18 protein-coding genes are annotated in these 24,000 nt (G+C 64.7%); 4 read left to right on the forward strand and 14 right to left on the reverse strand.

Annotated features, from left to right (window positions below; genetic code table 11):
- Window positions 1-82 precede the first annotated feature (82 nt).
- Window positions 83-727 (forward strand): hypothetical protein, encoded by a 645-nt coding sequence (locus CR156_RS15240; protein ID WP_100460222.1) that lies wholly within the window; start codon window positions 83-85, stop codon window positions 725-727.
- 76 nt (window positions 728-803) lie between these two features.
- Here the strand turns inward: CR156_RS15240 and CR156_RS15245 are convergent, their stop codons facing one another.
- From CR156_RS15245 to CR156_RS15280, 8 genes are all read right to left on the reverse strand, one after another.
- On the reverse strand, window positions 804-1,529 hold the full coding sequence (locus CR156_RS15245; RefSeq protein WP_341476976.1) for a hypothetical protein: 726 nt from the start codon (window positions 1,527-1,529) through the stop codon (window positions 804-806).
- 81 nt (window positions 1,530-1,610) lie between these two features.
- Window positions 1,611-6,671 carry an ESPR-type extended signal peptide-containing protein gene (locus tag CR156_RS15250; protein WP_100553445.1) on the reverse strand — a complete coding sequence of 1,687 codons (5,061 nt, stop codon included), beginning with the start codon at window positions 6,669-6,671 and terminating at the stop codon, window positions 1,611-1,613.
- A gap of 62 nt (window positions 6,672-6,733) precedes the next feature.
- Complete coding sequence (locus CR156_RS15255) at window positions 6,734-7,441, reverse strand: pilus assembly protein (RefSeq protein ID WP_100553446.1); 708 nt, start codon at window positions 7,439-7,441, stop codon at window positions 6,734-6,736.
- Between the two features lie 17 nt (window positions 7,442-7,458).
- Window positions 7,459-8,568, reverse strand: a complete 1,110-nt coding sequence (locus tag CR156_RS23360) for a CfaE/CblD family pilus tip adhesin (RefSeq protein WP_100554194.1) — start codon at window positions 8,566-8,568, stop codon at window positions 7,459-7,461.
- 20 nt (window positions 8,569-8,588) lie between these two features.
- Window positions 8,589-11,312 carry a TcfC E-set like domain-containing protein gene (locus tag CR156_RS15265; RefSeq protein ID WP_100553447.1) on the reverse strand — a complete coding sequence of 908 codons (2,724 nt, stop codon included), beginning with the start codon at window positions 11,310-11,312 and terminating at the stop codon, window positions 8,589-8,591.
- A gap of 53 nt (window positions 11,313-11,365) precedes the next feature.
- Window positions 11,366-11,872 (reverse strand): CS1 type fimbrial major subunit, encoded by a 507-nt coding sequence (locus CR156_RS15270; protein WP_099820820.1) that lies wholly within the window; start codon window positions 11,870-11,872, stop codon window positions 11,366-11,368.
- Between the two features lie 292 nt (window positions 11,873-12,164).
- Complete coding sequence (locus tag CR156_RS15275; protein ID WP_100553448.1) at window positions 12,165-12,530, reverse strand: NirD/YgiW/YdeI family stress tolerance protein; 366 nt, start codon at window positions 12,528-12,530, stop codon at window positions 12,165-12,167.
- A gap of 109 nt (window positions 12,531-12,639) precedes the next feature.
- A complete protein-coding gene (locus tag CR156_RS15280) occupies window positions 12,640-13,407 on the reverse strand; it encodes an alpha/beta fold hydrolase (RefSeq protein ID WP_100553449.1) in 768 nt (255 codons plus the stop codon).
- Window positions 13,408-13,500: 93 nt separating this feature from the next.
- Between CR156_RS15280 and CR156_RS15285 the strand changes: the two genes are divergently transcribed.
- Entirely contained in the window at window positions 13,501-14,274 is a 774-nt protein-coding gene (locus tag CR156_RS15285; RefSeq protein ID WP_100553450.1) for an AraC family transcriptional regulator, read from the forward strand.
- A 237-nt stretch (window positions 14,275-14,511) separates the two neighbouring features.
- Here CR156_RS15285 and CR156_RS15290 read toward each other — a convergent pair whose 3' ends face one another.
- The 4 genes from CR156_RS15290 to CR156_RS15305 all read right to left on the reverse strand — a co-directional run bounded on the left by CR156_RS15290 (window position 14,512) and on the right by CR156_RS15305 (window position 18,722).
- Window positions 14,512-15,612 (reverse strand): hypothetical protein, encoded by a 1,101-nt coding sequence (locus tag CR156_RS15290; protein ID WP_100553451.1) that lies wholly within the window; start codon window positions 15,610-15,612, stop codon window positions 14,512-14,514.
- A 267-nt stretch (window positions 15,613-15,879) separates the two neighbouring features.
- Window positions 15,880-17,157, reverse strand: coding sequence for a citrate synthase (locus CR156_RS15295; RefSeq protein ID WP_089236664.1), 1,278 nt, complete (start codon window positions 17,155-17,157; stop codon window positions 15,880-15,882).
- A 296-nt stretch (window positions 17,158-17,453) separates the two neighbouring features.
- A complete protein-coding gene (locus CR156_RS15300; protein ID WP_006389217.1) occupies window positions 17,454-17,696 on the reverse strand; it encodes a type B 50S ribosomal protein L31 in 243 nt (80 codons plus the stop codon).
- 87 nt (window positions 17,697-17,783) lie between these two features.
- On the reverse strand, window positions 17,784-18,722 hold the full coding sequence (locus CR156_RS15305) for a nucleoside hydrolase (RefSeq protein ID WP_100554195.1): 939 nt from the start codon (window positions 18,720-18,722) through the stop codon (window positions 17,784-17,786).
- Window positions 18,723-19,479: 757 nt separating this feature from the next.
- On the opposite strand from CR156_RS15305, the gene CR156_RS15315 reads away from it, so the two are divergent.
- Window positions 19,480-19,890, forward strand: coding sequence for a hypothetical protein (locus CR156_RS15315; RefSeq protein WP_100553452.1), 411 nt, complete (start codon window positions 19,480-19,482; stop codon window positions 19,888-19,890).
- A 145-nt stretch (window positions 19,891-20,035) separates the two neighbouring features.
- A complete protein-coding gene (locus CR156_RS15320) occupies window positions 20,036-21,364 on the forward strand; it encodes a Fic family protein (RefSeq protein ID WP_100553453.1) in 1,329 nt (442 codons plus the stop codon).
- Window positions 21,365-21,411: 47 nt separating this feature from the next.
- On the opposite strand, the gene recG is transcribed toward CR156_RS15320, so the two are convergent.
- Together recG and CR156_RS15330 are read right to left on the reverse strand one after the other, a co-directional pair.
- Window positions 21,412-23,523 (reverse strand): ATP-dependent DNA helicase RecG, encoded by a 2,112-nt coding sequence (gene recG, locus CR156_RS15325; RefSeq protein WP_100553454.1) that lies wholly within the window; start codon window positions 23,521-23,523, stop codon window positions 21,412-21,414.
- Between the two features lie 7 nt (window positions 23,524-23,530).
- Window positions 23,531-23,917 carry a RidA family protein gene (locus tag CR156_RS15330; protein ID WP_025874214.1) on the reverse strand — a complete coding sequence of 129 codons (387 nt, stop codon included), beginning with the start codon at window positions 23,915-23,917 and terminating at the stop codon, window positions 23,531-23,533.
- Window positions 23,918-24,000 lie beyond the last annotated feature (83 nt).

Genomic DNA, 24,000 nt, shown 5'->3' on the forward strand with positions numbered 1-24,000 from the left:
CGTTGGCACCTCCGTTAAATACCCACGCAGATGTCACATGCCTGCGCTAGTCTGTGGCCAGGTCGCAACAGGGAGTCATCGCATGCACCGCGCCCACCAGCATGCTGCCAGCCAGACCCGCGAACGGCGTCATCGCCTCGCCCACGAAGCCGCCCGGCTGATGGCCGAAGGCGGAATCCGCGACTTCCACCAGGCCAAACTCAAGGCCGCCAGCCGTCTTGGCATCCACGACGATGCCTCGCTGCCCCGCAACGTCGAGATCGAACAGGCCCTGCGCGAGTACCAGCGGCTGTTTTCCGGCCCCCAACACGGCAACGAACTGCAGCGGCGGCGCGAGTCCGCGTTGCGCGCGCTGGAGTTCCTGCACGGCTTCTCGCCGCGCCTGGCCGGCCCCGTGCTGGACGGCACCGCCGACGCAAACAGCCCCGTGCAGCTGCACCTGCACAGCGACGACCCGGAGGCGGTGCATCGCTTCCTGGACGAACATCGCATCCCCGCCGAATCGCGTACGCGGCGCCTGCGGCTCGACCGCGAGCGCAACCTGGACGTACCGGTGTGGGTGTTCAGCGCCGAAGAATTGACCTTCGACCTGGCGGTACTGCCCTACGACGCCCTGCGCCAGGCGCCGCTGTCGCCGGTGGATGAGAAGCCCATGCGCCGGGCGTCGGCCACGCAGTTGCGGCAGTTGCTGGCCGAAATGGAGATCACCGCCTACATCGGCGGATGACCGGCGTAGAGCCGAGCCCATGCTCGGCTCGGGGCTGCCGCGATCTGCGCGGAGAGCAGCCGAGCATGGCTCGGCGCTACGGGAAGATCAGCTTTTCCTCGGACGGGGTCGCCAATCGTGCCAGCCACGGCACCGCAGCACGGTACGGATACTCGGCCATCATGCGCGCATGCATCTTCTGCAGGTCATGCAGGTGCCAGGCGTGCGAATACACGTCCTGGAAATCATCCGCCCAGCCACTGCGCACGCGCATGCGTTCGCCATCAAGATTCGGCACCAGGTACCACGGCACCTGCAGGATCTCGGCCAGCGCCTTGTTGCGTACGGCGCTCTCGCGTCCCGACCGCTGCAGCTGTTCGATGCGGAAACTCACGCGGCGGCAGGGGAAAGGCATGCAGGCACCGGTAGCGTTGATGTAATCGGCGATATCCGCGTACATGTCCGCCTGCAGCTTCATCGGTACCGGGTCCTGCAGCGTCTGCCGCACCCGCAGCGTGCGCTGGGTGCTGCCGCGGATCTCCGCGGCGCTGTAGAAGGGATGACCCGGCGTCGTGCCGCCGTGGCGCACCAGCACGATGCGATGGATCGCTTCGTCGGTCAGCACTTCCACCCGCACGGCGGCGGCTTCCGGATGGATGCGCGGCTGCGGCACGTTCACCACGCGCCAGAACCCCCACACCATCAACCCCATGCAGATCATCAACACCAGGCACGCCAGCGTCCACGTATCCATGTCGTGGGTGACGTAGCGGATGCGGGCGCGCCAGACGTAGTAGCGCCGGTAGGTCATGAAACGGCTCATGAAGCTGTACATCGCAATTTCCTCTGCAATGGCCCCGGCGCGGCGGGGCTCGTTACGCGCACCACACCGGGGCGCCATGGCTTACCAGCCGATGCCCACACCCACGCCCATGCTGCGCTCACCGCTGTTGGTGAACGCACCATTGAGGCTGAAGGTGGCTGAGCCCTTGTCGTTGAGTACGCGCTGGTAACCCACCGCCATGGCCGATTCGCCCTCGGCGTAGCCCACGCCCGCGCCGAGGCGGTTGTAGGTGGCCAGGCCAGCGGTGTTCATGGCCATGGCCGTCTGCGCACTGCTCATCGCCGCCATGCGGTTGAAGCGCTTGTCCATCTTGTCCAGGCGACGCTCGAAGTTGCTGATGGCACCATCGGTGTACTCGTTGGCGCGGGCCAGCATCTTCTCCAGTTCAGCGGTATCGACCTGCGGCGTGGGCGACGGCGTGTCGTCCTTCTTCGATTTCGGCTGCGGCGTAGGCGAAGTGCCCTCGCCTGCCGAGGCCACCTGCGGCGAATCGCTGGCTTCCGGCGTCGGCGTGACCTGATCGGTCGGCGCGGCCGAAGCGGTAGCCAGCGCACGCGACTGCGGCTGGCCATCGACGCGCTGCTCCAGACCATCCATGCGGCCATTGAGCTGCTGTTGCACCGCGTGCAGCTGGCCACCGTTGACCGCCTCGCGGCTGCCAGCCGCGATCAGGCCGTTGGCCACGTTGGAGATGACCATGCCGTTGGCGCCCGCCAGGGTGAGCTGGGCGGTGCCGTCGCTGCGGGTGGAGGGCGTTTCCTGGAAGACCGAACGGAGCTGGGTTTCGACGCGGTCCATGCGAGAGCCGGTGGTGACTACGGCGGAGTCCAAGGTGGTGAGAGCGTCGTTGACGGTGCTCTGGTGCTGACCCTGGATGTTGAATCCGGGGGTGGTGACGTTGCCGTTTGCGTCGATATCGCCGCCGAGGGTGGACAGGGCACCGCGGAGCTGGCCGATGGTGGCTGCGTCGTTGGCGTTGCGGCCGTTGGCTACGTTGACGAGGCGACGCTGGAGAGCCCCTTCTCCGAACGAAACAGTAAGAGCATCTCTGGCGATAGAACCACTACCAATGGCAACACTATAGTTGGCACCCGCCTGGACTGAGCTCGCAGCGCCTATTGCAATGCCCTTCTCCGCGTCAACCACCGACCTTACACCCACGGCGAAGCCATCCTCCGCAGATTCCATGACATGCGCGGCACGACCAAGAGCGACAGAGTTCTTGCCTCCTGCGCGGGAGAAACTGCCCAACGCAGTCGCGCCCTCGCCAACTCCCACTGCCGAATCACCTAGCGCAACACCCACCAAACCAGCTCTTGCGGAAACTGCCGGACCGGCTGAGCCTACCGACAGGAACCGTTGTGAATCCTCCAGATCAGTAAGTCTGCTGTTTGTCGTATACAACTGCCCGCCGTTGACGGCATCACTGCTCGATGCCGAACTGATATCACCATCGGCCAGACCGGTAATCCGAGCGCCAGCAAAGTCAATCGGACCTTGGCGAGTAAAGCCAGCCAGGCCCTTTCGCTGCTCCTTCATCTGATCGATCTCGCTTCTGTTGTCGGCGATATCTTGCTTGGCTGCATACAGCTGGCTACCAGTCACCGCATCGCGGCTACCAGCGGCAATACGACCATCGGCCAGATTCGACAGAACCATGCCTTGCGCACCTGCCAGATTAAGCTGACCAACTCCATCCACCCGGGTCGAGGGTGATTGTTGGAACGTCGCACGCAGCTGACCTTCGAGGCCATCTACGCGAATGTCTGACCTGACCACTGCACCATCGAGTGCAGCCAAGGCATCTCCGACATTGTTCTGCTTGCCACCTTGCACGCTATAGGCTGGCCCGACAACGTTCCCCAAAGCATCCAAGCCTGCACCGCCACCCAGCCCGGCAAGAGTTTCGTTGAGCTGTGCGATTGTGGAGACGTCACCCTCTGCGATACCTCGACTTACATTAACCAGTCGGCGCTGGTACAAACTCGTCCCAAAGGAGACGGTGTCAGATTCCCTTGCAATTGATCCAGCCCCCACGGCGACGGACCTGGCCGCACCCGCTTCAACCCTACTATTCGCGCCAACCGCCGTTGTTTCAACTGCCGCTGCGCGTGAACCGGCACCGAGCGCGAAAGAACTCTCCGCCCCCTTCTCCACAAGCGCCCCTCTGCCGAGGGCTACAGAGTTCTTGCCACTAGCGTTGGCATATGCCCCTACCGCGGTTCCTCCCTCATGTTCAACGCTTGCCTGCGCCGAATCACCGATGGCCACACCAAAGGCGCCCGACCTAGCGGCTTCGCTGAGGCTGTCACTTCCAATACTCAGGAACTTCCCGGCACTCTCGATTGCATTGACGCGCTCATTGGTCGCAAACAACTGCCCGCCATTCACCGCATCCGTGCTGGTCGCAGAACTGATATCCCCCGCTGCCACACCCGATACCCGCGCACCTTCCATGTCCACCAGGCGACGATCAGCACTGAACTTGACCACGCCATCCAGGTCCGGATCGAAGTTATCGAAGTCAGCACGCAGCGCGTCCAGCTCGACCCGGTTGTCGGCGATACGCCCGTCCTGATCCGCCAGCTGCTGCGCATGCCCGGCCAGGGCCTGTTGCTGCGTCTCCACCGTGGTATTGGTCGCAAACAGCTGCTGTCCGGTCACCGCATCCGTGCTGCCCGCGCCAAGCGTTCCGTTGGCGATGTTGTAGATGCGTCGCTTGCCACCGCTCTTGTTCGCCACATCCACGATGGTCCCAGTGTTCTCCGCACCCAGACGAACGTTGCCACTGGCAGACACTTGGCCCACCAGTCCTCCCAAGGCATCCGCCTTCTGCACAGCGCCATCGGCTACACCACGGGCGGCGTCGGCCGCCGTCTTCGCCGCGGTTGCGGCCGTGCGCACACTGGTCACTTCGCTATTGGTGGCATTGAGCTGCTGCCCAGTCACTGCATCAGTGCTGGACGCGTTGAGCACGCCATTGGCCAGATTCTGCAGCTTGCGCTTGGCGCCACTCTTGTTGGCCACGTCGACGACGGTACCGGTGTTGTCTGCACCCAGGCGCACGTTTCCACTTGCCGATACCTGCCCCACCAGGCCATCCAGTACCGCCACGCGTGCCTGCGCTGCGTCCGCCGTGGACTTCACGGCGGCAACGTTGCTGTTGGTGGCATTCAACTGCTTGCCGGTGACGGCCTCCGTGCTTGACGTGCTCAGCGCTCCATCCTTCAGGCCGGTGATGCTGCGCACCGCATTGGACTTGTTGCGGGCATCCAGCACCGTGCCGGTGTTCTCGCCGCCCAAGCGTACGTTGCCACTGGCCGATACCTGGCTGACCAGGCCACTGACCGTATTGGCCTTGGCCAGCGCTGTATTGGCGTTGGTGTTGGCTGTAGTGGCGGTGGTCTGCGCTGCTGTGGCCGTGGTCTTCGCCGCGTCGGCCGCAGTCTGAGCAGCCGTCACGTTGGTGTTGGTTGCATTGAGCTGCTTGCCCGTCACAGCTTCAGTGCTTGATGTAGAAAGCGCCCCATCCTTCAGGCCGGTGATGCTGCGAACAGCATTGGACTTGTTGCGAACATCCAGCACGGTGCCGGTGTTCTCACCACCCAGCCTTACGTTGCCACTTGCCGATATCTGGCTGACCAACCCGCTGACCGTATTGGCCTTCGTCAGAGCTGTGTTGGCATTGGTGTTGGCCGTGTTGGCCGTGGACTGCGCTGCCGCGGCTGTCGTCTTCGCTGCATCGGCAGCGGTCTGGGCTCTGGTCACGTTGGTGTTGGTGGAATTGAGCTGCTTGCCGGTAACCGCATCGGTGCTGGTGGTCGAAAGGCGCGCGTCCTCCACATTCACAACGCGCCTCTTGGCGCCACTGGTTCCTACTGAGACCGTATTGGCCTCGGTCGCAATCGAGCCGCGCCCCAGCGCAACCGCATTGTTTGCTCGCGTAGCAGCTTCGTAGCCGATGGCCACGCTATCGTGGCTGGCATTGGCCTTGCTTCCCAAGGCGATACCACCGTTGTAGCCATTGGCACCGGCACGGGAATCGCCACCGATGGCGATGGCACCCTCCGAATTTCCGCTGTCAACACGGGAGCCACTGCCCACGGCAGTACCATTGCGCCCGCTCACATAAGACGAGTTGCCGTAGGCGGTTGCGCCGATGCCACTGGCACTAGAGCGACTGCCCAAGGAAGTCGTGTGCGTGCTGTTGGCCTTTGACTCGTAGCCGAAGGCAATAGCGAACTCGCCAGCAGCCGAAGCGTTAAGACCGACTGCCGTTGCTCCCGTGCCACTTGCAGAGGCGGAGCCTCCGAGCGAAGTTGCACCGGCTCCGCTGGATCGTGAGTTCCTTCCGAAGGCAAGGGAATCATTGGAAGCTGCATTTGCTCTGCTGCCCATGGCTAATGCGCCCGCGCCGTTGGTCTTCGATGCATACCCGAGCGCCACGCCATCGTGACCCGCCTGAGCTTCCCCACCCACCGCTACGGCGCCCGTCCATCCTGGCGTACCCGCCCGAGAATCGGCGCCAATAGCGACTCCCGAAACTCCGGCGCCAGTGTCTACCTGAGACGCTCTTCCGATCGCTACCCCGTTGTCGCCAACAGTCCTTGCATATGCCCCAAGCGAGGTCGAACCAGAGCCATTGACGTACGCTCCAGCTCCAACGCCAACGCTGAAACTGCCTTTTACCGTTGAATGCGAACCAATGGCGGCGGAGCTTTCGCCATCAAGAATTGCCAGAGTTCCATATACAACGGATGACTTTCCTGTTGCCGTCGAGCGCGAGCCGAGGATCATCGAGAAATCGCCGCTCACGGTCGAATCGCGATAGTGCGTGTCATTTATGATTGCGAGCTGCGTATGTCTGGCCAGTGGACTGATGGCAGACCTGAAGGCCAGCGGGGAAGCGTACAGCGACATCGGATCACGCCAATTGATGTGATCAATCTCATCCTGTTGTGCATAGGCTGAAGTACTGAAGGAAGCGGCCAGTACCAACAGCACCACTGCAGGTGCACCACAAACCTGCTGGGCAGGCTTCCTTGTTGCCCGCCCCAGCTCACTGGTAACCACCCAGCACTGCCGGGCTCGATTCCACAGGCGACGATATATGCGATTCATTGAATCTCCTTAACTGAGGGTGCGAAGAGATGCCCCACCAGAGAATCCGGCGGGACTGGTGATCAACCGGCGCTGGGCGCCAGGGTCTGTACGTGTTCGCGATGACCATCGCGGGTGAGGCGGTAACGCAGTTGCAGCGTGTGCCCGGGCTGCACGGGGAAAGGCAGTTCCAATGCACTGCCGGGATACAGGCTTTGCGACACCTCGTGCGCGGTGCAGCGCGCGCCATCGCAGTCAGCAATGCTGGTGATGCCGACACGCACCGTGCCGGTGTTGCGCAGGCGGTTTCCTTCCACCTTCATCGCCATGGCCGGCTGCGCGGGCAGCACATTGACCAGCGCGCCCCAGACCAGGCTGACACCGACATTGGCCTGTGCGCGCTCGCCCTCGCCTGCGTGCTCAACGCCTTCGGGGCCACGCACGCCTTCGAAGTAGACGCGATAGGCGGTTTCCTTTTCGACCGGCTGCAGCGGAATCACCCGGATCAGGCGATTGCCACCACCGGCCAGCGCGAACTTGCCGGGGGTGATGGCGATGGCTGCTTCGCCAGGCTCGACCTCAACCTCGTGTTCTTCTGCACCGGCCGGGTCGACGATGCGCTTGATCGAGGCCTGCACGTACTGCGGCTGGGTGGACTGCGAATAGATGCGGATCTGCGCGCCCTTCTTCACGTCCACCGACGTGCGCATGGGGTGCACGGTGAGGTTGGCGTGGGCAGGCATCGCCATCAGCAGCGACAAGGAAATCAGACAGCGAATGAGAGGCTTCATCGGGGTCTCCATGGGAATCAGGGCGTGACAGTGGGAACGCGCATTTCCACCTTGAGATCGCCGTCGTAGTAGCCGGGGCGTTTGCTGCTGACCGGCACGCGAGGGGTTTCCAGCACCAGTGGCGTGGGCACGCAGAACACCGGCTGGGTCATGCCGGGCAGCAGCACCAGGCGCAGCTTTGCGGTGTCGATGCCGTGCAGCAGCTGCTCCACGCCGTTGCGCATGGGCAGGGCGCTGCCGTTGTGATCGAGGGTGACGGTGTAGTCCACGCGCTGCGTGGCATCGCTGCCGCCATCGGCATGCCACACCGAGTAGCCGGAGGGCCCCGGAGGGCGTGGTCCGCTGTCACGCACAGTGACGCCCAGGTACTGGCTCTGCGAGCCCAGTCCGTCGTACAGGCACATGTCGAGTTGGGTTCGGCCGCCGACGGTCTGTGCCAGCGGGTCGTACTGCAGGTTCAGGCCAACGTGTGGCGTGACCTGGTCGAAGAGCGGGAAGTAGATGGAGACCGCGTTGTAGTCGGTGATGGTGAAGTCGAAGGTGATGACATTGGTCAGCACCGTTCCTTGTGCTGGATCCACTTTGAGATCGAGCTGGAGCTCACCGTGCCAATGACCCGCTACCAGTCTCCTGAGTTCTTCTTGTAGAAGTACAAGCCTTACTCCGGTACCTAGCGGCTCATCAACATTGCATTGGTCCCAAGCTGCTGAGTACAGCGGGTATACGTGCTGGGTCCAAAAATCGCCAGTGCATGCACGACCCGACACGATCCGTCGCAACCAACCGTTCAATCTCACTTCTGTTGGAAGACCGGATCGTTGTTCGACCATCCTGAGTACGATTTCCGACGATCCGAACAGCACATCCTCATCGCCAGAGGTTCTGCAGCTGCCTTGCGAAGGATCCACACTGGATCGGCAGGTCAGATGTATCTGGCCAAGCTTGCGCGACACGTCACGGCTGAAGCCCAGAACCGTCCTGTCTGGCCAAATCTCCAGATCGCCTGGCATGGACGATCGATCCCACGCAAGCGTCACCTGCTGGACTATCGGACTGGGATCTGTCTCCGGCGGCTGCTGCGCCATCGCCCGCGGCGCCAACACCACCAACGCACACAACACCGCCATCACCCACCACACCCGCCGGTTCACTGCACACCTCCCGCGGCCGCGGTCTGCGGCGTGGCGGCAATCAACGCCTGCTCCTGCAGCAGTCGCGTCACTCGCGCCTGATGCCGGATATCAGCAGGCAACTGGGCCACGGCCAGCGGCTCGCACTGCACGGTGCCCACCAGCATCACCACACTGCGGCGCTCGCGCACCTGCAGCGGACAGTGCAGCAGCCGGTGGTCCTGCAGCAGGTACAGCGTCTTCTCGCGTCGTGGGAAGTCGGCCACGAAGCCTCCATTGCTGCCGGTGCCGGGCACCGGCGCGTTGAGAATGCGGGCGCCGCGCAGCGGTGCACCGGCGATGTCGTGGGCGTTGCCGATGAAGGTGTAGGTCACTTCAATCGGCACCGGCAGGCGCACCAGCCGCCCGGGCGAGAGGAACAGCGGGCGCGCACCGCCCACGCCGCTCACGCGGACGGCCGCGATGCTGTCCAGTGCGCTGGCGTCCTGCACTTCGGCGCGGTGCGATTGGTAGGCGGAAATCGGCAGCAAGCGGCGTTCGCCCAGCTTCAGCCGCTGCCGGCGCAGTCCACCCACCTGCAGTTCGGCGGCAACGCCGGTCAGGTCCAGGTCGTCGGTGCCATCCACCTGTACTGCCAGCCCGGCATCGGCGCCCACGCCTGCGCCCCAGTACAGCCCACGCGAGCCGACGGCCAGTCCGGAACTATGCGTGGCGCTGTACGCCACCTCGTTGCCGCCCTGGTGCTGGTAGCGCGATACCGTGGCGCCGGTCTGGCCGATGCGGTTCTGCAGCTGCCCGCTCAGCGTGGCGCTGTAGCGCTCGTTGTTGTTGCCGCGTAGTTCGCCGGACACTTCGCGGTACTGGTCTTCGTATTCCTGGCGCAGGGTCTGCCCGGCGTTGTAATTGACGTCAGGCCGCGCGTGCTGCGGCTGGCGCACGTCCACACCGTAGCGCCGCTGCGAGCTGCCGCGGTCGCCGCGCTGCAGGCGGTTGAGGCTGAAGTTGAAATAGATGCCGCGGTCACGACCATCGCGCAGGGCACCGCCGCTGGTCTGCTGCCACACGCCGATGCGGCTGGAGACACTGAACTCGCCCCAGCGCTGGCTGCGGCTGTAGCTGGCCTGCCAGGTGCGGCTGAGCTGCGGCACGCGCGTGGGTTGTGGAATCCACGGCGGCAACAGCGGCTCGAGCCCGGCCAGCGGATCATCCCCCAGCCCCGGTTGCACGGTGCCTGCGCGCCAGGTCTGGCGGCGGGTGTAGGCCACGTAGGCATTGCCGCCGGCCACCGGCAGCGCCATCGAGGCACTGAGCGAGTCGGCACAGCCCAGCCGGTCGCGCGCGTCGGCCTCGAACTGGCAGGCGCGACCACGCATGCGCTGGTGGTACACATTCCACGAGGCACGGCGGCGGTAGGACAGCTGATGCTGCTGGCCACGGCTGCCATCACTGCCGTGCATGCCGCTGAACGTGCCGCGGATCTCCTGGGTGGCGAACACATGGCGCAGGTCCAGCCGCAGTTCGCCATAACTGAAGCCACCCAGGTCTGCGAGGCCGGCCGTCATCGCCACGTTGCGCGACACCGGCACGCGCACGCCGCCCATCGCCGCCAGCTCATCATCGAAATGGTCACTGCGGCGTTCGTTGCGGCGCCCGCCCTGCAGGAACCACTGCACGCTGCTGTCGGTCCAGTCGCCACCCTTGTCGAACGGCGCGTCTTCGCTGCGCACCAGTACGCCGTCTTCGTAGATGCGCAGGGTGATGGTGTAGTTGCCCAGCGGGAACCGGCGCGTATCGAGCTGGTTGATGCCGGCCTGCAGGTAGAAGGTCTGCAGCAGGCGCTCACCATCGAACGCATCCACGCGTGCATCGCGCGCCAGCAACACGGTGAGCGGCGTGGCCTGCACGGCAGCGGCGGAATCCACGTAGGCCTGCGTGGTACCCAGGCGCAGGCCCTGAAAGCGGTCCATCGGCAGCATGCTGAAGCTGAAGGTGCCGCCCTGCGGGCTGCTCAGGTTGCGGCGGTCCATGCGCCCGGCCTGCAGGTAGTGCTGTTGGCCCAGGTCATGACGGTAGTAGGTGTTGTCCAGCTGGAAATCACGGCGGGCACGGCCACCGCGGTAGTGCTGCTGGCTGAAGGTCCAGTCGGCGGACAGGTGCCCGCGCTGGAACACGCCCAGCGCACCCATGCCCTGCGCGGCCAGCGACTGGTAGCCGCGGCCGCCACTGACATTGAGCGTGTGCTGGTGCAGGAAGGCGTTTTCGGCATTGGCGCTGACCTGGTGGTAGCGCTCGGCGGCCGGTTCGCCGGGAATCCATTGGCGGGCGACGAACAGGCGCACGGCGCCCTCGCCTTCGTCATACAGCGCGCGCACGGCGGTGGGCTCCTCGGGGGGATCGATGTAACCGCAACCGGCGCTGGCGCCACCGTAGCGGCAGGCCAGGTGACTGTTGCGCGGCAGTGGTTGCGACAGCGCTGGCAACAACGCCGCCTGTGCCTCGGCGGGCAACTGCAATGCCTGCAGCGCCTCGGCCGGGGCTTCCAGCTGCACGTGTTCCAGGGTCACGCGTACCGGCACCAGCCCGGTCGAACGACCGAACAGGCGTACCTCGAGTTGTTCGGTCTGGCCTTCAACCAGATCCTCGAAACCGACGGGAACGCCGCGCGCTGCGACCAGGGGCGTGGCCAACGACAGGGCGAGCGCGACCGCCAGCCGGGTGACGGCGGGTGCGGGGGCTTTCATGGGGGGGGGTTACCGGAAGCGGCCGGCCCGGGGAGCGGGCCGGCGCGGGCGCCTTACGGGCTGGTGGTCTTCTGCTGCATGGCGATGGTGACGATGCCTTCGTACTGGCCACCGGCAGTGATCGGCGCCTGGTTGGTCTGCGCGATACGCAGCGGCATCGGAATCGATGCGCCCGGCAGCGCGCCATCGAACAGGTCGGAGGCAAGGAAGTCCTGCGCGGCCACGGTCAATGCCTTGCCGTTGAGGCTGACGGTCAGCGGCACCGGGGCGCCAGCGCCCGAGGTGTGCAGCAGCTGCGGCGCGCTGCCGACGCGCACTTCGATGTCCTGGTCGATATCGTTGGAGTAGATACGCACCTGCTGCGACCACGGCACCAGGCCGTTGACCGGGTTGTGGACCAGGTTCACCACCGAATCCAGCGCGGTGCCGTCGGCCTTCAGCATGGCCAGGGTCGGGTCGACGCTGGCCCAGACCTTGATGTCGGCGTCGAAGGCATGGGCGGACAGCGAAACGGTGGCCAACGCTGCAGCGAGCGTGGCCTTCTTCAGAATGGCGTGCATGTGTGTCTCTCTCGGACAGGGGGATATGAAAGCTCCCCTCCCCAAGGAGAAAGGGAGGGAAGCGCCGTCCGCAGAGGTGGGTGCGGCCGACGAGAGAATGGTAGGTATGCCTACCCTGCGCCGGCCATTCAAGCTTTCCTAAATAACTGAACGTTAAGAAGATTCTTTGAAGGCTTTCAATGTTTGAGGGTTATGCAAATTTCCTCATACGGTCTTTGCAACAACCCTCATTGCGCGGAATGCACTTTGCCGAGTCGAGCCATGCTCGTCGCCTGTGTGCAATGCCGCCGCCTCAACGCGTGCTGACGATCCGCACATGATCCACGTCGATGTCGGTGGGCTTGAAGCGGTGCGTATCCACTTCACCATGCAGCTCCACCACGGTGGTCGCGCTGACGGCCTGGTGGCTGGGCAGATCCTTGTCGTCGATTTCCACATCGATCTCGCCGGTGGCGTCCTTGAAGCGGTAGCGCTCGTGGCCGATCTTGGCCACCAGCGTGCCCTGCAGCACCACCGGCTGGTCGTCACGCTGGTCGCGCGCCTCGGCAACCGTGGTGACGGCACTGGTGGCGCCCGGGCCGGTGTACTGGGCAAAAGCCCCGGCGCTGAGCAGGCTCAAGGAGGTGGCGAGGAGCGCAAGGGTGAGTCGTCGGTTCATGGTGTTCTCCATGCAGGGATAAGTACCCTCAGGTTCTATCGCCTCGAATGTGATGCCCATGCAATAAATCCGAAAAGATCTGAAAACGACATCCAATGTCAGAAACCATTCATCCCGGACCCGACGCCTCTTTCAGGAACGATTCCATGGCCGCCACCAGGGCCAGCGGCGTCTCGTTCATCGGGTAATGCCCGGCATCCTGCAGGACCTCCATCGCGGCCTGCCGGTAGCGGCGCAGATACGTGCGCTCCATCAGTGCACGGTTGAAGGTGGGATCGTGCCCGCCCACCAGCACCTTCAACCGATGAGTGCCGACGATCTCATTGCTGAAATCGGTATCCGCCCACGCTGGAAGATAGGCAGCAAATGCTGCAGGTGAAGCATGTGCCGCCGAATACGCGGCCTTCCAGTCGAGCCATTGCGCCGGCAGCCGTCCGCCGGTACTGCGATCGATGATGGTCCGACGGATGCTTACGTCCCCGGCTGCCGCTTCAAGCAGGCCTCGCGTCGCGGCGTCGTAGGCAATGCCGCCGCAAGGCACCGGCGCAATGGCCACCATGCCACGTATCCGTTCCGGCGCAAGCACCGCCATGCGTTCAATGGCCATGCCGCCCATCGAATGACCTGCCACGCTGAAGCGTTCTTGGCCGAGGGACGTCATCAGGTCCAGCGCGTCGGAGGCGATCTCGTCGATGGTGTACGCGCCAGGCGCATCACGCATGCCGCCGTAGCCCCGGCAGTCCATGAAGAGGTAGCTGAAGTCGTCGCGCGACAGCCATGGCTCGATCGGCTCGAACGCGTGCGCGTCGCCGAACCAGCCGTGCAGGGCCAGGACAGGGTGCGATCCGTGCCCCACGCGATGAAAGGTATTGGCCATGGGATTCCAGTGCAGTTGGGGGAATCCCCGATGCTAGGCATCGCACGTCAGTCGCACCGTCGATGACGGGTCAATCGCTATAGAATCCGGGCCATGCGCAACTCGCTGCTTGACCCCTACGAAGACCTGCCACGCGATGTCGTGGTCACCTCGAACGACTACGCAGCCGAGTCCACGTTTCCCCGTCATGCCCATCGGCGTGGGCAGTTCGCGTTCGCTGCGCGCGGCACCATCAGTGTGGCCACGCCGCAGGGGCGCTGGCTGGTTCCGCCACGGCGCGCCTGCTGGGTGCCTGCAGGCCTGGCGCATGAGATGACCATGCGGGGGCCGGTGACGATGCTCAACGCTTTTCTCTCCGCCGGGGCGGCCGACGCAGTCGCGCTGCCGGAGCACTGCCAAGTGTTCGCGGTCTCTGCGCTGTTGCAGAAGCTGCTGGAGGCGGCGGTGGACCTGCCCCCGCTGTATGACGAGGACGGGCGTGCAGGCAAACTGATGCAGTTGCTGGTGGCGGAAATCGCATCGATGCCGGTGCTTTCCCTGCATGCACCGCTGCCTGCCGATGCACGCCTTGCACGTGTCTGTCGTGCCCTGTTCGATACTCCCTCGCTGGCAGCCCGCCTCGATGACGTTGCCGCAGACGCAGGCATGAGCCGGCGCACGTTCACGCGCCTGTTCCGCGCCGATACCGGGGTGGGTTTTGCCGAGTGGCGGCAGCAGGTGTGCCTGCTGGCGGCCATCGAGCGGCTGGGACAGGGCCAAGCGGTGACCCGTGTCGCGCTGGACCTTGGCTATGCAAGCCCCAGTGCGTTTTCTGCGGCCTTCCGGCGTGTGCTGGGATGTTCGCCGAGCCGGTACGTGGAGGCGTAGTACCCGGCCTGCGCGTGGTTGTTGCTCGCGCTGCGCGTGTGCGTCGAGCGTGGCTCGATTGTACAAATGCTCAGGCGCAACAGGATGGCATCAGGCCGCCTTGCGGCGGCCTGATGGGTCTCACTCAACGATACGATTTCAGAAGAAGATCGCGTACAGGATCAACAGCGGAATCGGTACGCCCAGGAACCAGAGCAGAAGCGTCTTCATGGCAGGTCTCCTTGCATCAGATGCGGATTACAGGTCGCGGCGGCGGCCGCCCCAGGTGGCGCTGAGGCTGGCGAAGAACGCGCCGATCAGCAGGGTGATGAACAGCCACAGCGCGGCATAGGCCGTTGCCTTGCGGGCATCGTCGGCAGCCTGCTTGGCGGTGGTCTTGGCCTTTTCCAGTGCAGCACGCATGCGGGTCTGCACGTCGGTCACACGGGCCTGCGCTTCGGCCTGGCTCATGCCCGTCTCGCGCGCGATCAGCTGCGACAGGTACTGGGTATCGGCCGAGTCCAGGCCATCTCCCTGCAGACTGTTGACGATGATGCGGTTCACTTCGGCACGGACTTCGCGGCGGTCACCCATCGGGCCATTGCCCGGCATCGGGCGCGGCGGCGGCGGGGCCGTGCGGGCGTCACGTGAGCCAACGCTGGCGGCGGCCGGGGGCGGCGGCGGTGCGGCAGGGTCCATCGGGCCGTTGCCCGGCGCTGCGCCCGCTGTCGGCGGAACCGGAGGCGCACCGGCGGCGTCCGGGCCCGGAGTGGTGGCGTTGCGGAACAACGAATCCACCCAGTAGTCGAGGTCGCCTTCCTGACCGCCGGCAGCCGCGGTGCCGACACCGGCAGCAGCGACGCCTGCGGTGGAGACAGCAGCACCCGCCGTGGCGCCGGCCACCTTGGCACCGGCGCCCAGCACGCCACCGATGGCCGAGGTCAGCAGACCGGCAGTGAGCAGCGTCGCCACAGCCCACGACACGAAGCCGTGCGCGGTATCGCGGAAGTAGGTTTCATCGCCGTGGATCTGCGTCCACCTGGTGCGCAGGCGGCCTGCCAGATAGCCGCCCAGACCGGAAGCGGCCAGCGCGGTGAAGGTGAGCCACGCGACGCTGGTCCAGCCGAAGGTTTCCTTGGAAACGCCCTCGAACGACCACGGCGATACCGATGACAGACCAAGGCCTACACCCAGGATGAGCAGGATGAGGGACAGTGCAGCAGCGGCAACGGCGCCGGCGAAAATGGCGCCCCAGGACACCGCGCTTTCGCTGGTGGGCGGCACGACGGGAGTGGTGACGACGGTGGCGACGTCGGGACCAAGCGGGCCGCGCTCGGGTGGGTCGAATCGGGTACTCATGGGGTCGAACGCTCCGTATCAGGTGCTGCGGGTGCAGTTGGTGTCCTGAGGCTGCGCGAGCGCTTGTGAAGCTGATGAGACCCTTGAATCACGCGCCCTTGGCGCGGCGGACATCGTGCCAACAGCCGGGGCGCAGTAGATCCACGCCATGCGTGGATGGTTTTCTGCGGATGTCCCAAGCTTGCCAACCAAGGTTGGCATCTACCAGAAGCAAAAAAAAACGCCCCGCAATCGCGGGGCGTCTTCAGCACAAACTACGCAGAGCGATCAGCCCTGGTAGTCGCGCACGTCGTGACCGGTGTAGACCTGGCGCGGACGGCCGATCTTCATTTCCGGGTCGACCTGCTGTTCCAGCCAATGCGAGACCCAACCGGAAGTACGGCCCAGGGCGAACATGACGGTGAACATCTCGGTCGGGATCTGCAGCGCCTTGTAGATGATGCCGCTGTAGAAATCGACGTTCGGGTACAGCTTGCGGGCGACGAAGTACTCGTCCTGCAGCGCGGCCTGTTCCAGCTTCACGGCCACGTCCAGCAGCGGATCCTGCACGCCCAGCTGCTTGAGCACCTTGCCGGTCATCTCGCCGATTACCTTCGCGCGCGGGTCGAAGTTCTTGTACACGCGGTGGCCGAAGCCCATCAGGCGGAAGCCGGAGGTCTTGTCCTTGGCCTTGAGCACGGCCGACTCGACGTTGTCGGCCGAACCGATTTCTTCCAGCATCTTCAGCACGGCTTCGTTGGCACCGCCATGGGCCGGACCCCACAGTGCGGTGACGCCAGCGGCGACCGACGCGTACGGGTTGGCACCGGTCGAACCGACCAGACGCACGGTCGAGGTCGAGGCGTTCTGCTCGTGGTCGGCGTGCAGGATGAACAGCAGATCCAGTGCCTTGACCACGTCCGGGTTCAGTTCGTACTGGCCATCAGCCGACTCGAAGGTCTGCTTCAGGAAGCGGCTGACGTAGTCCAGCGAGGTGTCCGGCTTGTTGGCCGGCAGGCCCTTGCCGTGGCGGTAGATCAGCGCCGACAGGGTCGGCACCTTGGCAATCAGGCGCACGGCGGCCTGGCGGCGCTGTTCGGCGTCGGACAGGTCCAGCGAGGCGTGATAGATGCCCGACAGCTGCGCGATGGCGGCGGTCAGGATGGCCATCGGATGGGCGTCCTTGGCGAAGCTGCCGATCAGGGTGTTGATCGACGCATCGACGTTGGCTTCGGCCGCCAGCTCGTCGGTGAAGGCCTTCAGCTGCTCGGCGCTCGGGCGCTCGCCGTTGATCAGCAGGTAGGCCACTTCGACGTAGCTCGACTTCTCCGACAGCTGCTCGATCGGGTAGCCGCGATACAGCAGCACGCCCTTGTCGCCGTCGATGTAGGTGATGGCGGACTTGCAGCTGGCCGTCGCGGTGAAACCGGAATCGTAGGTGAAATACCCCGTTTCCTTGGTCAGCTTCGCGATGTCGACGCAGTCGTTGCCGAGGGTGGGTTTGATGACGGGCAGAACGACCGACGTATCGCCGGCGTTGAGCGTGACCTGATCAAGATCGGACACTGTGTGCGCTCCTTCATGGGAAGGCGCCTGCCCAAGCGCATTGGTCAGGCACGTGAATGACGTCCTCGGCCTGTGCCGGGGATCAGGTCATTATCGCACAGCAGCATTTGCCGGGCGCTAGACAGAAGTCGTAGACGACAGGCAGCCGGCACCCTGCCAGCGAGCGGCCGGGATCGGCAAAAGCGTTGTCACAAGGACGCAGTGTTCCGTCCATCCAAACGCCCGTTGGGTAGGCGCTGGACAAAAACAAACGGCCGCGCAGAGCGCGGCCGTCGGTTCGAACCGGGTACGACGTATCAGCGCGCGTAGCGCTTCTGGAACTTGTCGATACGGCCCGAGGTGTCGATGACCTTGTGCTTGCCCGTGTAGAACGGATGCGAAGCCGAGGAAATTTCAACCTTCACCAGCGGGTAGTCGTTGCCGTCTTCCCACTTGATGGTTTCCTTCGTGCTCATGGTCGAGCGGGTCAGGATCTTGAAATCGGAGGTGACGTCATGGAAGACGACGTCGCGGTAGTTCGGATGGATATCGGCCTTCATGGGCTCACACCGTAAATGGGCTGGTGGTCAAGAGCGGCATTATAAGCACTGGTTGCCGTCCGGGGCAACCAGTGCGGGGGTCGAACTTCAGTCCGCGCCCAGGGCCTGGCGTACCAGGTCCTCGAAACGCCCCTGGTCGTAGGCCATCAGCAGATCGCAGTTGTCCGGCTGGCCGGTCTGCCGGTTCCAGTCGACGATGGTCGCGCCGCGGCTGAACGTGCCGTTCAGTTCCACATTCAGCGGCCGCGACTCGACCTGCAGCTGCCCTTCCGGGTTCAACGCCCAGGCCATGGCCAGCGCATCGGCGGTGTACCAGCGCCCGCCCTTGCTGTCTTCGGACAGGCCACGGGTCTTGCGCGAGATCAGCTCGTAGAAGCGCGCGCGATCGGAATCGGCGCCCAGCCACTGTTCGGCTTCGGTCAGCGGCAGGCCGTGGGCAACGGTGGCTTCCCAGTCCGACACCAGCAGGTGCGGGAACGCGGTGAACACCACATGCGCGGCTTCCGGATCGAAGGCGATGTTGAATTCGGCAGCGGGGGTGATGTTGCCGTGGCAGGTGACTGCGCCACCCATCACCACGATGCGCTTGATGCGCTGGGGCAGCGTCGGGTCAAGCTTCAGGGCCAGCGCCAGGTTGGTCAGCGGGCCAAGCATCACCAGCATCAGTTCGCCGGCATGCTGGTGCGACAAACGCAGGATCGCCAGCGCGGCGTGCTCGGCGTCGGCCTGGCGGCTGGGCGGCGGCAGGTCCACGTCGCCATAGCCGTCACGGCCGTGCACGTGGGCGGCATCGACGGACGGATGCAGCAGCGGATCAGGGCTGCCGGCAAACACCGGCACGTCGGCGCGGCCGACGATGTCGCAGAGCTTGAGCGCGTTGCGGACGGTGTACTGCAGGCCTACGTTGCCGGCGGCGATGGTCAGGGCGACCACGTCATGCCGTTCATCGGCGAAGGCCATCAGCAGGGCCAGTGCGTCGTCGACACCGGGGTCGGTATCGATCAACAGCGGGATCTTCTTGGTCATCGTTGCCGTCTTCAGATCGGCAACGAAGTGTGGACCGGGATGATGACCGTTGCAAGTACGGGGGTTCGGGTCGGCAGGGCTGCGCCCTGCACCCACAGAATCGACGGCAACGGCAACGGCAACGGCAAAAGCTGGCATTCCGTGGGATGGCGGGGTGGGTCCGGTGGCGGGGGACGCCGTGAACCCATCCCTAGGGGCTTGGCCGCGGCATCCATGCCGCGGACACCCCCGCCACCGGACCCACCCCGCCTTCGACAGTTCTCCGCGATCTGTCGGAATGGCATGGCCTGCTGTTGGTGGGTGTCGACCCTGCAGCTGTTGGTAGGTGGCGACCTTGGTCGACACGGTAGATCCACGCCATGCGTGGATGGATGTCGGAGGGATCGGGAAAGATGACGTAATCGGCCTGCGCTTGCAGGGCCACGCTGCAATTGCAGCGTTTTCGACTTTTCCAATGATTCTCATTGAAGCGACGAGGGCTGTCGTGGACATCATGAGAGGCCATCGACAACGGATGGCACGGGCTTCCAATCCCGTTTGACTGCCTTGTTGTTTACGCTTGCCTGCCGGCGTTGCGCGCGTGTTTCTGCGTGGCGTCCGGCAGGCAATCCGTCCGTGCGTTCTATGGCGGGCGGTGCGTGGGGGCCTCGTGCCCGCCGGCGTCCGCAAGGTAGTCACCGGTATTGGAACCACTCACCGTCCGCCACCCTCGCCTTCGCGTGGGTGGCCTCTTGCCTTGCGCACAAGGACTGACGACATGACCGCATCCCGCTATCCCTTCCTGTTCGCCACGCTGGGCGATGCCGCCGCCAGCATCCCCGATGAGCTGGCGCAGGCGCTGGAAACCACCCTCGCCGCCCCCGCGACCGGCCCTACGGACAACGGCTTCACCCTGCTGGGTTGCCTCAAGCGCATCCGCCAGGACGAAGGTGCCGATGGTCAGCCGTGGCCGAGCCGCTGGCATACGCCGGGCCAACGTGTGGCGCTGGCCCGCATCGACCGCGCCAATGCCGGGTTGATCCTGCTGCTGGAGATGCTGCACGCCAGTGAGCGCGTGCGCGTGGACGGCGAAGAAGTGCAGCAGATAGGCGATGACATCCGCGAAGGACTGCTGCTGGCCTGCCGTGGTTTGTCCGAATACATGGGTACGCAGTTGCCGGCAGCGTGACCAAGCGTTGGGCAGTCCCTTTCAGATCGGGGAAGACCTATCCCATGTTCGTTTACAAACATGAACAAGCTGCGATTAGAGGCGTCCTTGGCGATCTCAACGTCATTTGCTATAAAAACCTATACTCATTTTATAGAAAACAGACATGAAGCTGCCCATACCAGCGCCTGACCTGTCGACGCTTGCCCGGAAATACGTCGAGACCCTCGGGAGCATTCTCGATGCCCGGATCGGTCCTGAGGTAAACGGCGTCTACGAACATTGGGACAAACTGCGCCATAGGACGCCCCCGGAAGGCCTGAACGCGGATCAGTGGTGGCTGGGCATCGCGTGGACGCGGGCGGCGTTGTTGAAGCCCCTGCCGCAGTTGCTGGACAAGACACAGCAACCTTTCAAGCTGGCTCTCACCGACTCGATGCAACGGCGCCTGCACTACATCGACAGGGAAGCCGCAGGTTCGGTGAAGGGCGTGGACGCAGCCAGCGGCCAAGGACGGTTCCTGATCCGCTCGTTGATTGAGGAAGCCATGACCTCATCGCAGCTGGAAGGCGCCTCGACCACGCGAGCCGTAGCGAAGGAAATGCTGAGTACTGGCCGGGCTCCACGTGACCAGTCCGAGCGCATGATCTACAACAACTACATGGCGATGAACGTCATCCGCGAGCGCGGCATACGCCCCATCACGCCCACCGAAATTCTGGAACTGCACAGCATTCTCACTGACGGCACGCTTGAGCTTCCAACCGACTCCGGGCGATTCAGAACGGCCGAGGACAACGTTGCGATCTTCGACCGCGGTTCACCGCCGACGCTGCTGCACATTCCTCCTCCGGCCGAGGAAGTGCCTGCGAGGATTGAGCGGCTGTGCCAGTTCATCAATGAAGAAAGCACACCGTTCATTCATCCGGTCGCCAAGGCAATCGCACTGCATTTCCAGATTGGCTACGACCATCCTTTCGTGGATGGCAACGGGCGCACCGCGCGCGTGCTTTTCTACTGGGCGATGATGAATGCTGGGTATTGGATGACCGAGTACCTGTCCATTTCCAGCGTACTGAAGAAATCCCCGGGCAAGTACATGCGGGCTTACCTGTATACCGAGAGTGACAATCGGGATCTTGGCTACTTCGTGTCGCAGCAACTGGAGGCCATTGAGCAGTCGATCCAGGGACTGCATGCCTACATCGCCAGGAAGCATGCAGAGGATCAAGCGGCGAGGCGCATGCTTCGTACAGCTCGACTTGGCAACGGACCGCTCAATCACCGCCAGCGCGCTTTGCTCGCCAACGCACTGAAGGATCCCGATCGCACTTACACCGTGGCCAGCCACCAGGCAGCGCACACCATTACATATCCGACTGCGCTGAAGGACCTGAACGGATTGGTGACGGCCGGACTTGTCAGTAAAGAGCGCGTGGGGAAGGCGTCCGAGTATTTCGTGCTTCCTGGGCTGCCCGAGCGCTTGGCACTGTAGCTCCACGCCATGCGTGGAGGTGTGTCGAAGCAACGTGCCGCGCGCGGTCAGGCCGAGGCGTAACGCACGGCGGTGCCGATCCAGCGCTGCACCACGCGATCTGCAAGCGCCGGTTGCTGCGCCAGCAGGCGTTCGGCCAACTCATGCACACCCGGCAGCAGGCCCGCATCGCGCGCAAGATCGGCGATGCGGAAACCGGCCAGGCCGGTCTGCCGGGTGCCCAGCAGTTCGCCGGGACCGCGCAGTTCCAGATCCTTCTCGGCGATGACGAACCCGTCGTTGGTCTCGCGCATGGTCTGCAGGCGTTCGCGCGCCATCTGCGAAAGCGGCGCTTGATACAGCAGCACGCAGCGCGACACCGCCGAACCACGGCCGACGCGGCCACGCAGCTGGTGCAGCTGGGCCAGGCCCAGACGCTCGGCATTCTCGATCACCATCAGCGAGGCGTTGGGCACGTCCACGCCGACTTCGATCACGGTGGTGGCCACCAGCAGGTCGATGTCACCGGCCTTGAACGCGACCATCGTTGCCAGCTTCTCGGCTGCTTTCAGCCGGCCATGCACCAGCCCCACGCGCACGCCGGGCAGCAGCGCCTGCAGCGATTCGTAGGTGGCCTGCGCGGGCGTGGCATCCAGTTCTTCACTTTCTTCGATGAGCGTGCATACCCAATAGACCTGCCGCCCTTCCTGGCAGGCCAGGGCGATGCGATCGATCAGCTCGGGGCGACGATCATTGTTCAGTGCCACGGTCTGCACCGGCGTGCGGCCCGGCGGCAGTTCGTCGATGGCCGACACATCCAAGTCGGCGTACTCGGACATCGCCAGCGTGCGCGGAATCGGCGTGGCGGTCATCACCAGCTGGTGTGGCACGTTGTTGCCGCCCTTGCCCTTGTCGCGCAGCGCAAGCCGCTGGTGCACGCCGAAGCGGTGCTGCTCGTCGACGATGGCCAGCGCCAGATCCTGGAACACCACCGCTTCCTGCATCAGCGCGTGGGTACCCACCACCACCTGCGCTTCGCCGTTGGCGACCTGTTCCATTACCTTCGCGCGCGCCTTGCCGGTGACCTTGCCGGCCAGCCAGGCAAGGCGCACGCCCAGCGGTTCCAGCCAGCCGCGCAGGTTGTTGAGATGTTGTTCGGCCAGCAGTTCGGTGGGGGCAGCCAGTGCGACCTGCTTGCCCTGCTCCACCGCCAGCATCGCCGCCAACGCGGCCACCACGGTCTTGCCCGAGCCGACGTCGCCCTGCACCAGCCGCAGCATCGGGCTGGGGCGCGCGAGGTCTTCGCGGATCTGCTTGAACACGCGCGCCTGCGCGCCGGTCAACGCGAATGGCAGCTGCTTGAGCAGCGCCTTGGCCAGCTTGCCGGGGCCGGCCAGCGGCGGCGCGTGATGCGCCTGCAGCGCAATGCGTTGGCGACGCAGGCTGAGGTGGTGCGCCAGCAGTTCTTCCATCGCCAGCCGGCGCTGCGCTGGATGGGTGCCGGCAGCGAGTGCGGCCAGGTCTGCATCCGGCGGCGGCTGATGCACGGTCAGCAGCGCGCTGCGCAGCGATGGCAGGCCGAGGCCATCAAGCCAGCCGGTGGGCAGCAGTTCCAGCGTGCTTTCTTCCGGCAGGCGATCAAGCGCCTGGCCGATCAGCTTGCGCATCGTCATCGGGCCGACGCCTTCGACGGTGGGATACACCGGGTCGAGGCGGTCGCCGAGATCGGGATCGTCATTGCGCCCCAGCACCTGGTAACTGGGATGGACGATCTCCAACCCCAGATGCCCGGGCTTGGGCGTGCCGAAGCAGCGCAGGCGATTGCCGACCGCGAACTGGCCGACCTGCTGCTGGCGAAAATGGAAGAAGCGCAGCACCAGGGTGCCCTGCCCTTCATCCTCCACCGCTACCTTCAGCATCGGCCGGTAGCGCATGCCGCGCTCGACGGCGACCACCCGCACTTCCACCTGCGCCGGAATGCCGTTGCGCAGGTCTTCGATGCGGGTCAGCCGGGTGCGGTCTTCATAGCGCAGCGGCAGGTGCAGCCACAGATCCTGCAGGGTGGCCAGGCCACGCGCCTGCAGCTTGGCGGCCACGGCCGGACCGACGCCGGCGAGCATCGCAAGCGATGCTTCACCGGACGGTGCCAGTGCCGGGGTGACCGCCGCCTTGCGTGCCACGTGGCGGTCAGTCGATGACCATCACCGCGTCGACCTCGAAGTTGGCGCCCTTCGGCAGGCCGGAGACTTCGATGGTGGAACGGGCCGGGAACGGGGCCTGGAAATAGTCTTGCATCACCGCGTTGACCTTGGCGAATTCGGCCAGGTCGGTCAGGTACAGGCCCAGGCGCACGACCTTGTCCAGCGAACCGCCAGCAGCTTCGGCCACGGCCTTGAGGTTGTCGAAGGCACGACGGGCCTGTGCTTCGACGTCACCCACGCCGACGATGTCGCCGGTGGCCGGGTCGAGCGGAATCTGGCCGGAGAAATACACGGTGTTGCCGGCGCGCACGGCCTGCGAGTACGGGCCGATGGCGGCCGGGGCCTTTTCGGTGTTGATGATCTGGCGGGACATGGGTCGCTCCGGTGCGTTGGGGGAAAACAGAGCGGTGATTGTACCGGGTGGATGCCATGCAGGCGGGGTCGGATCCGTTTCCC

This window comes from Stenotrophomonas lactitubi (assembly GCF_002803515.1).
Lineage (GTDB): Bacteria > Pseudomonadota > Gammaproteobacteria > Xanthomonadales > Xanthomonadaceae > Stenotrophomonas > Stenotrophomonas lactitubi.

Excerpts from the sequence above, each read along its gene's own strand:
- CR156_RS15280 (WP_100553449.1), bottom strand. The coding sequence starts at position 13,407 with ATGGCCAATACCTTTCATCGCGTGGGGCACGGATCGCACCCTGTCCTG.
- CR156_RS15320 (WP_100553453.1), top strand. The coding sequence starts at position 20,036 with ATGAAGCTGCCCATACCAGCGCCTGACCTGTCGACGCTTGCCCGGAAA.
- CR156_RS15290 (WP_100553451.1), bottom strand. The coding sequence starts at position 15,612 with ATGAGTACCCGATTCGACCCACCCGAGCGCGGCCCGCTTGGTCCCGAC.
- CR156_RS15245 (WP_341476976.1), bottom strand. The coding sequence starts at position 1,529 with ATGAGCCGTTTCATGACCTACCGGCGCTACTACGTCTGGCGCGCCCGC.
- CR156_RS15300 (WP_006389217.1), bottom strand. The coding sequence starts at position 17,696 with ATGAAGGCCGATATCCATCCGAACTACCGCGACGTCGTCTTCCATGAC.
- CR156_RS15315 (WP_100553452.1), top strand. The coding sequence starts at position 19,480 with ATGACCGCATCCCGCTATCCCTTCCTGTTCGCCACGCTGGGCGATGCC.
- CR156_RS15275 (WP_100553448.1), bottom strand. The coding sequence starts at position 12,530 with ATGAACCGACGACTCACCCTTGCGCTCCTCGCCACCTCCTTGAGCCTG.
- CR156_RS15305 (WP_100554195.1), bottom strand. The coding sequence starts at position 18,722 with ATGACCAAGAAGATCCCGCTGTTGATCGATACCGACCCCGGTGTCGAC.
- CR156_RS23360 (WP_100554194.1), bottom strand. The coding sequence starts at position 8,568 with ATGGCGGTGTTGTGTGCGTTGGTGGTGTTGGCGCCGCGGGCGATGGCG.
- CR156_RS15270 (WP_099820820.1), bottom strand. The coding sequence starts at position 11,872 with ATGCACGCCATTCTGAAGAAGGCCACGCTCGCTGCAGCGTTGGCCACC.
- CR156_RS15255 (WP_100553446.1), bottom strand. The coding sequence starts at position 7,441 with ATGAAGCCTCTCATTCGCTGTCTGATTTCCTTGTCGCTGCTGATGGCG.
- CR156_RS15285 (WP_100553450.1), top strand. The coding sequence starts at position 13,501 with ATGCGCAACTCGCTGCTTGACCCCTACGAAGACCTGCCACGCGATGTC.
- CR156_RS15240 (WP_100460222.1), top strand. The coding sequence starts at position 83 with ATGCACCGCGCCCACCAGCATGCTGCCAGCCAGACCCGCGAACGGCGT.
- CR156_RS15330 (WP_025874214.1), bottom strand. The coding sequence starts at position 23,917 with ATGTCCCGCCAGATCATCAACACCGAAAAGGCCCCGGCCGCCATCGGC.
- CR156_RS15265 (WP_100553447.1), bottom strand. The coding sequence starts at position 11,312 with ATGAAAGCCCCCGCACCCGCCGTCACCCGGCTGGCGGTCGCGCTCGCC.
- CR156_RS15250 (WP_100553445.1), bottom strand. The coding sequence starts at position 6,671 with ATGAATCGCATATATCGTCGCCTGTGGAATCGAGCCCGGCAGTGCTGG.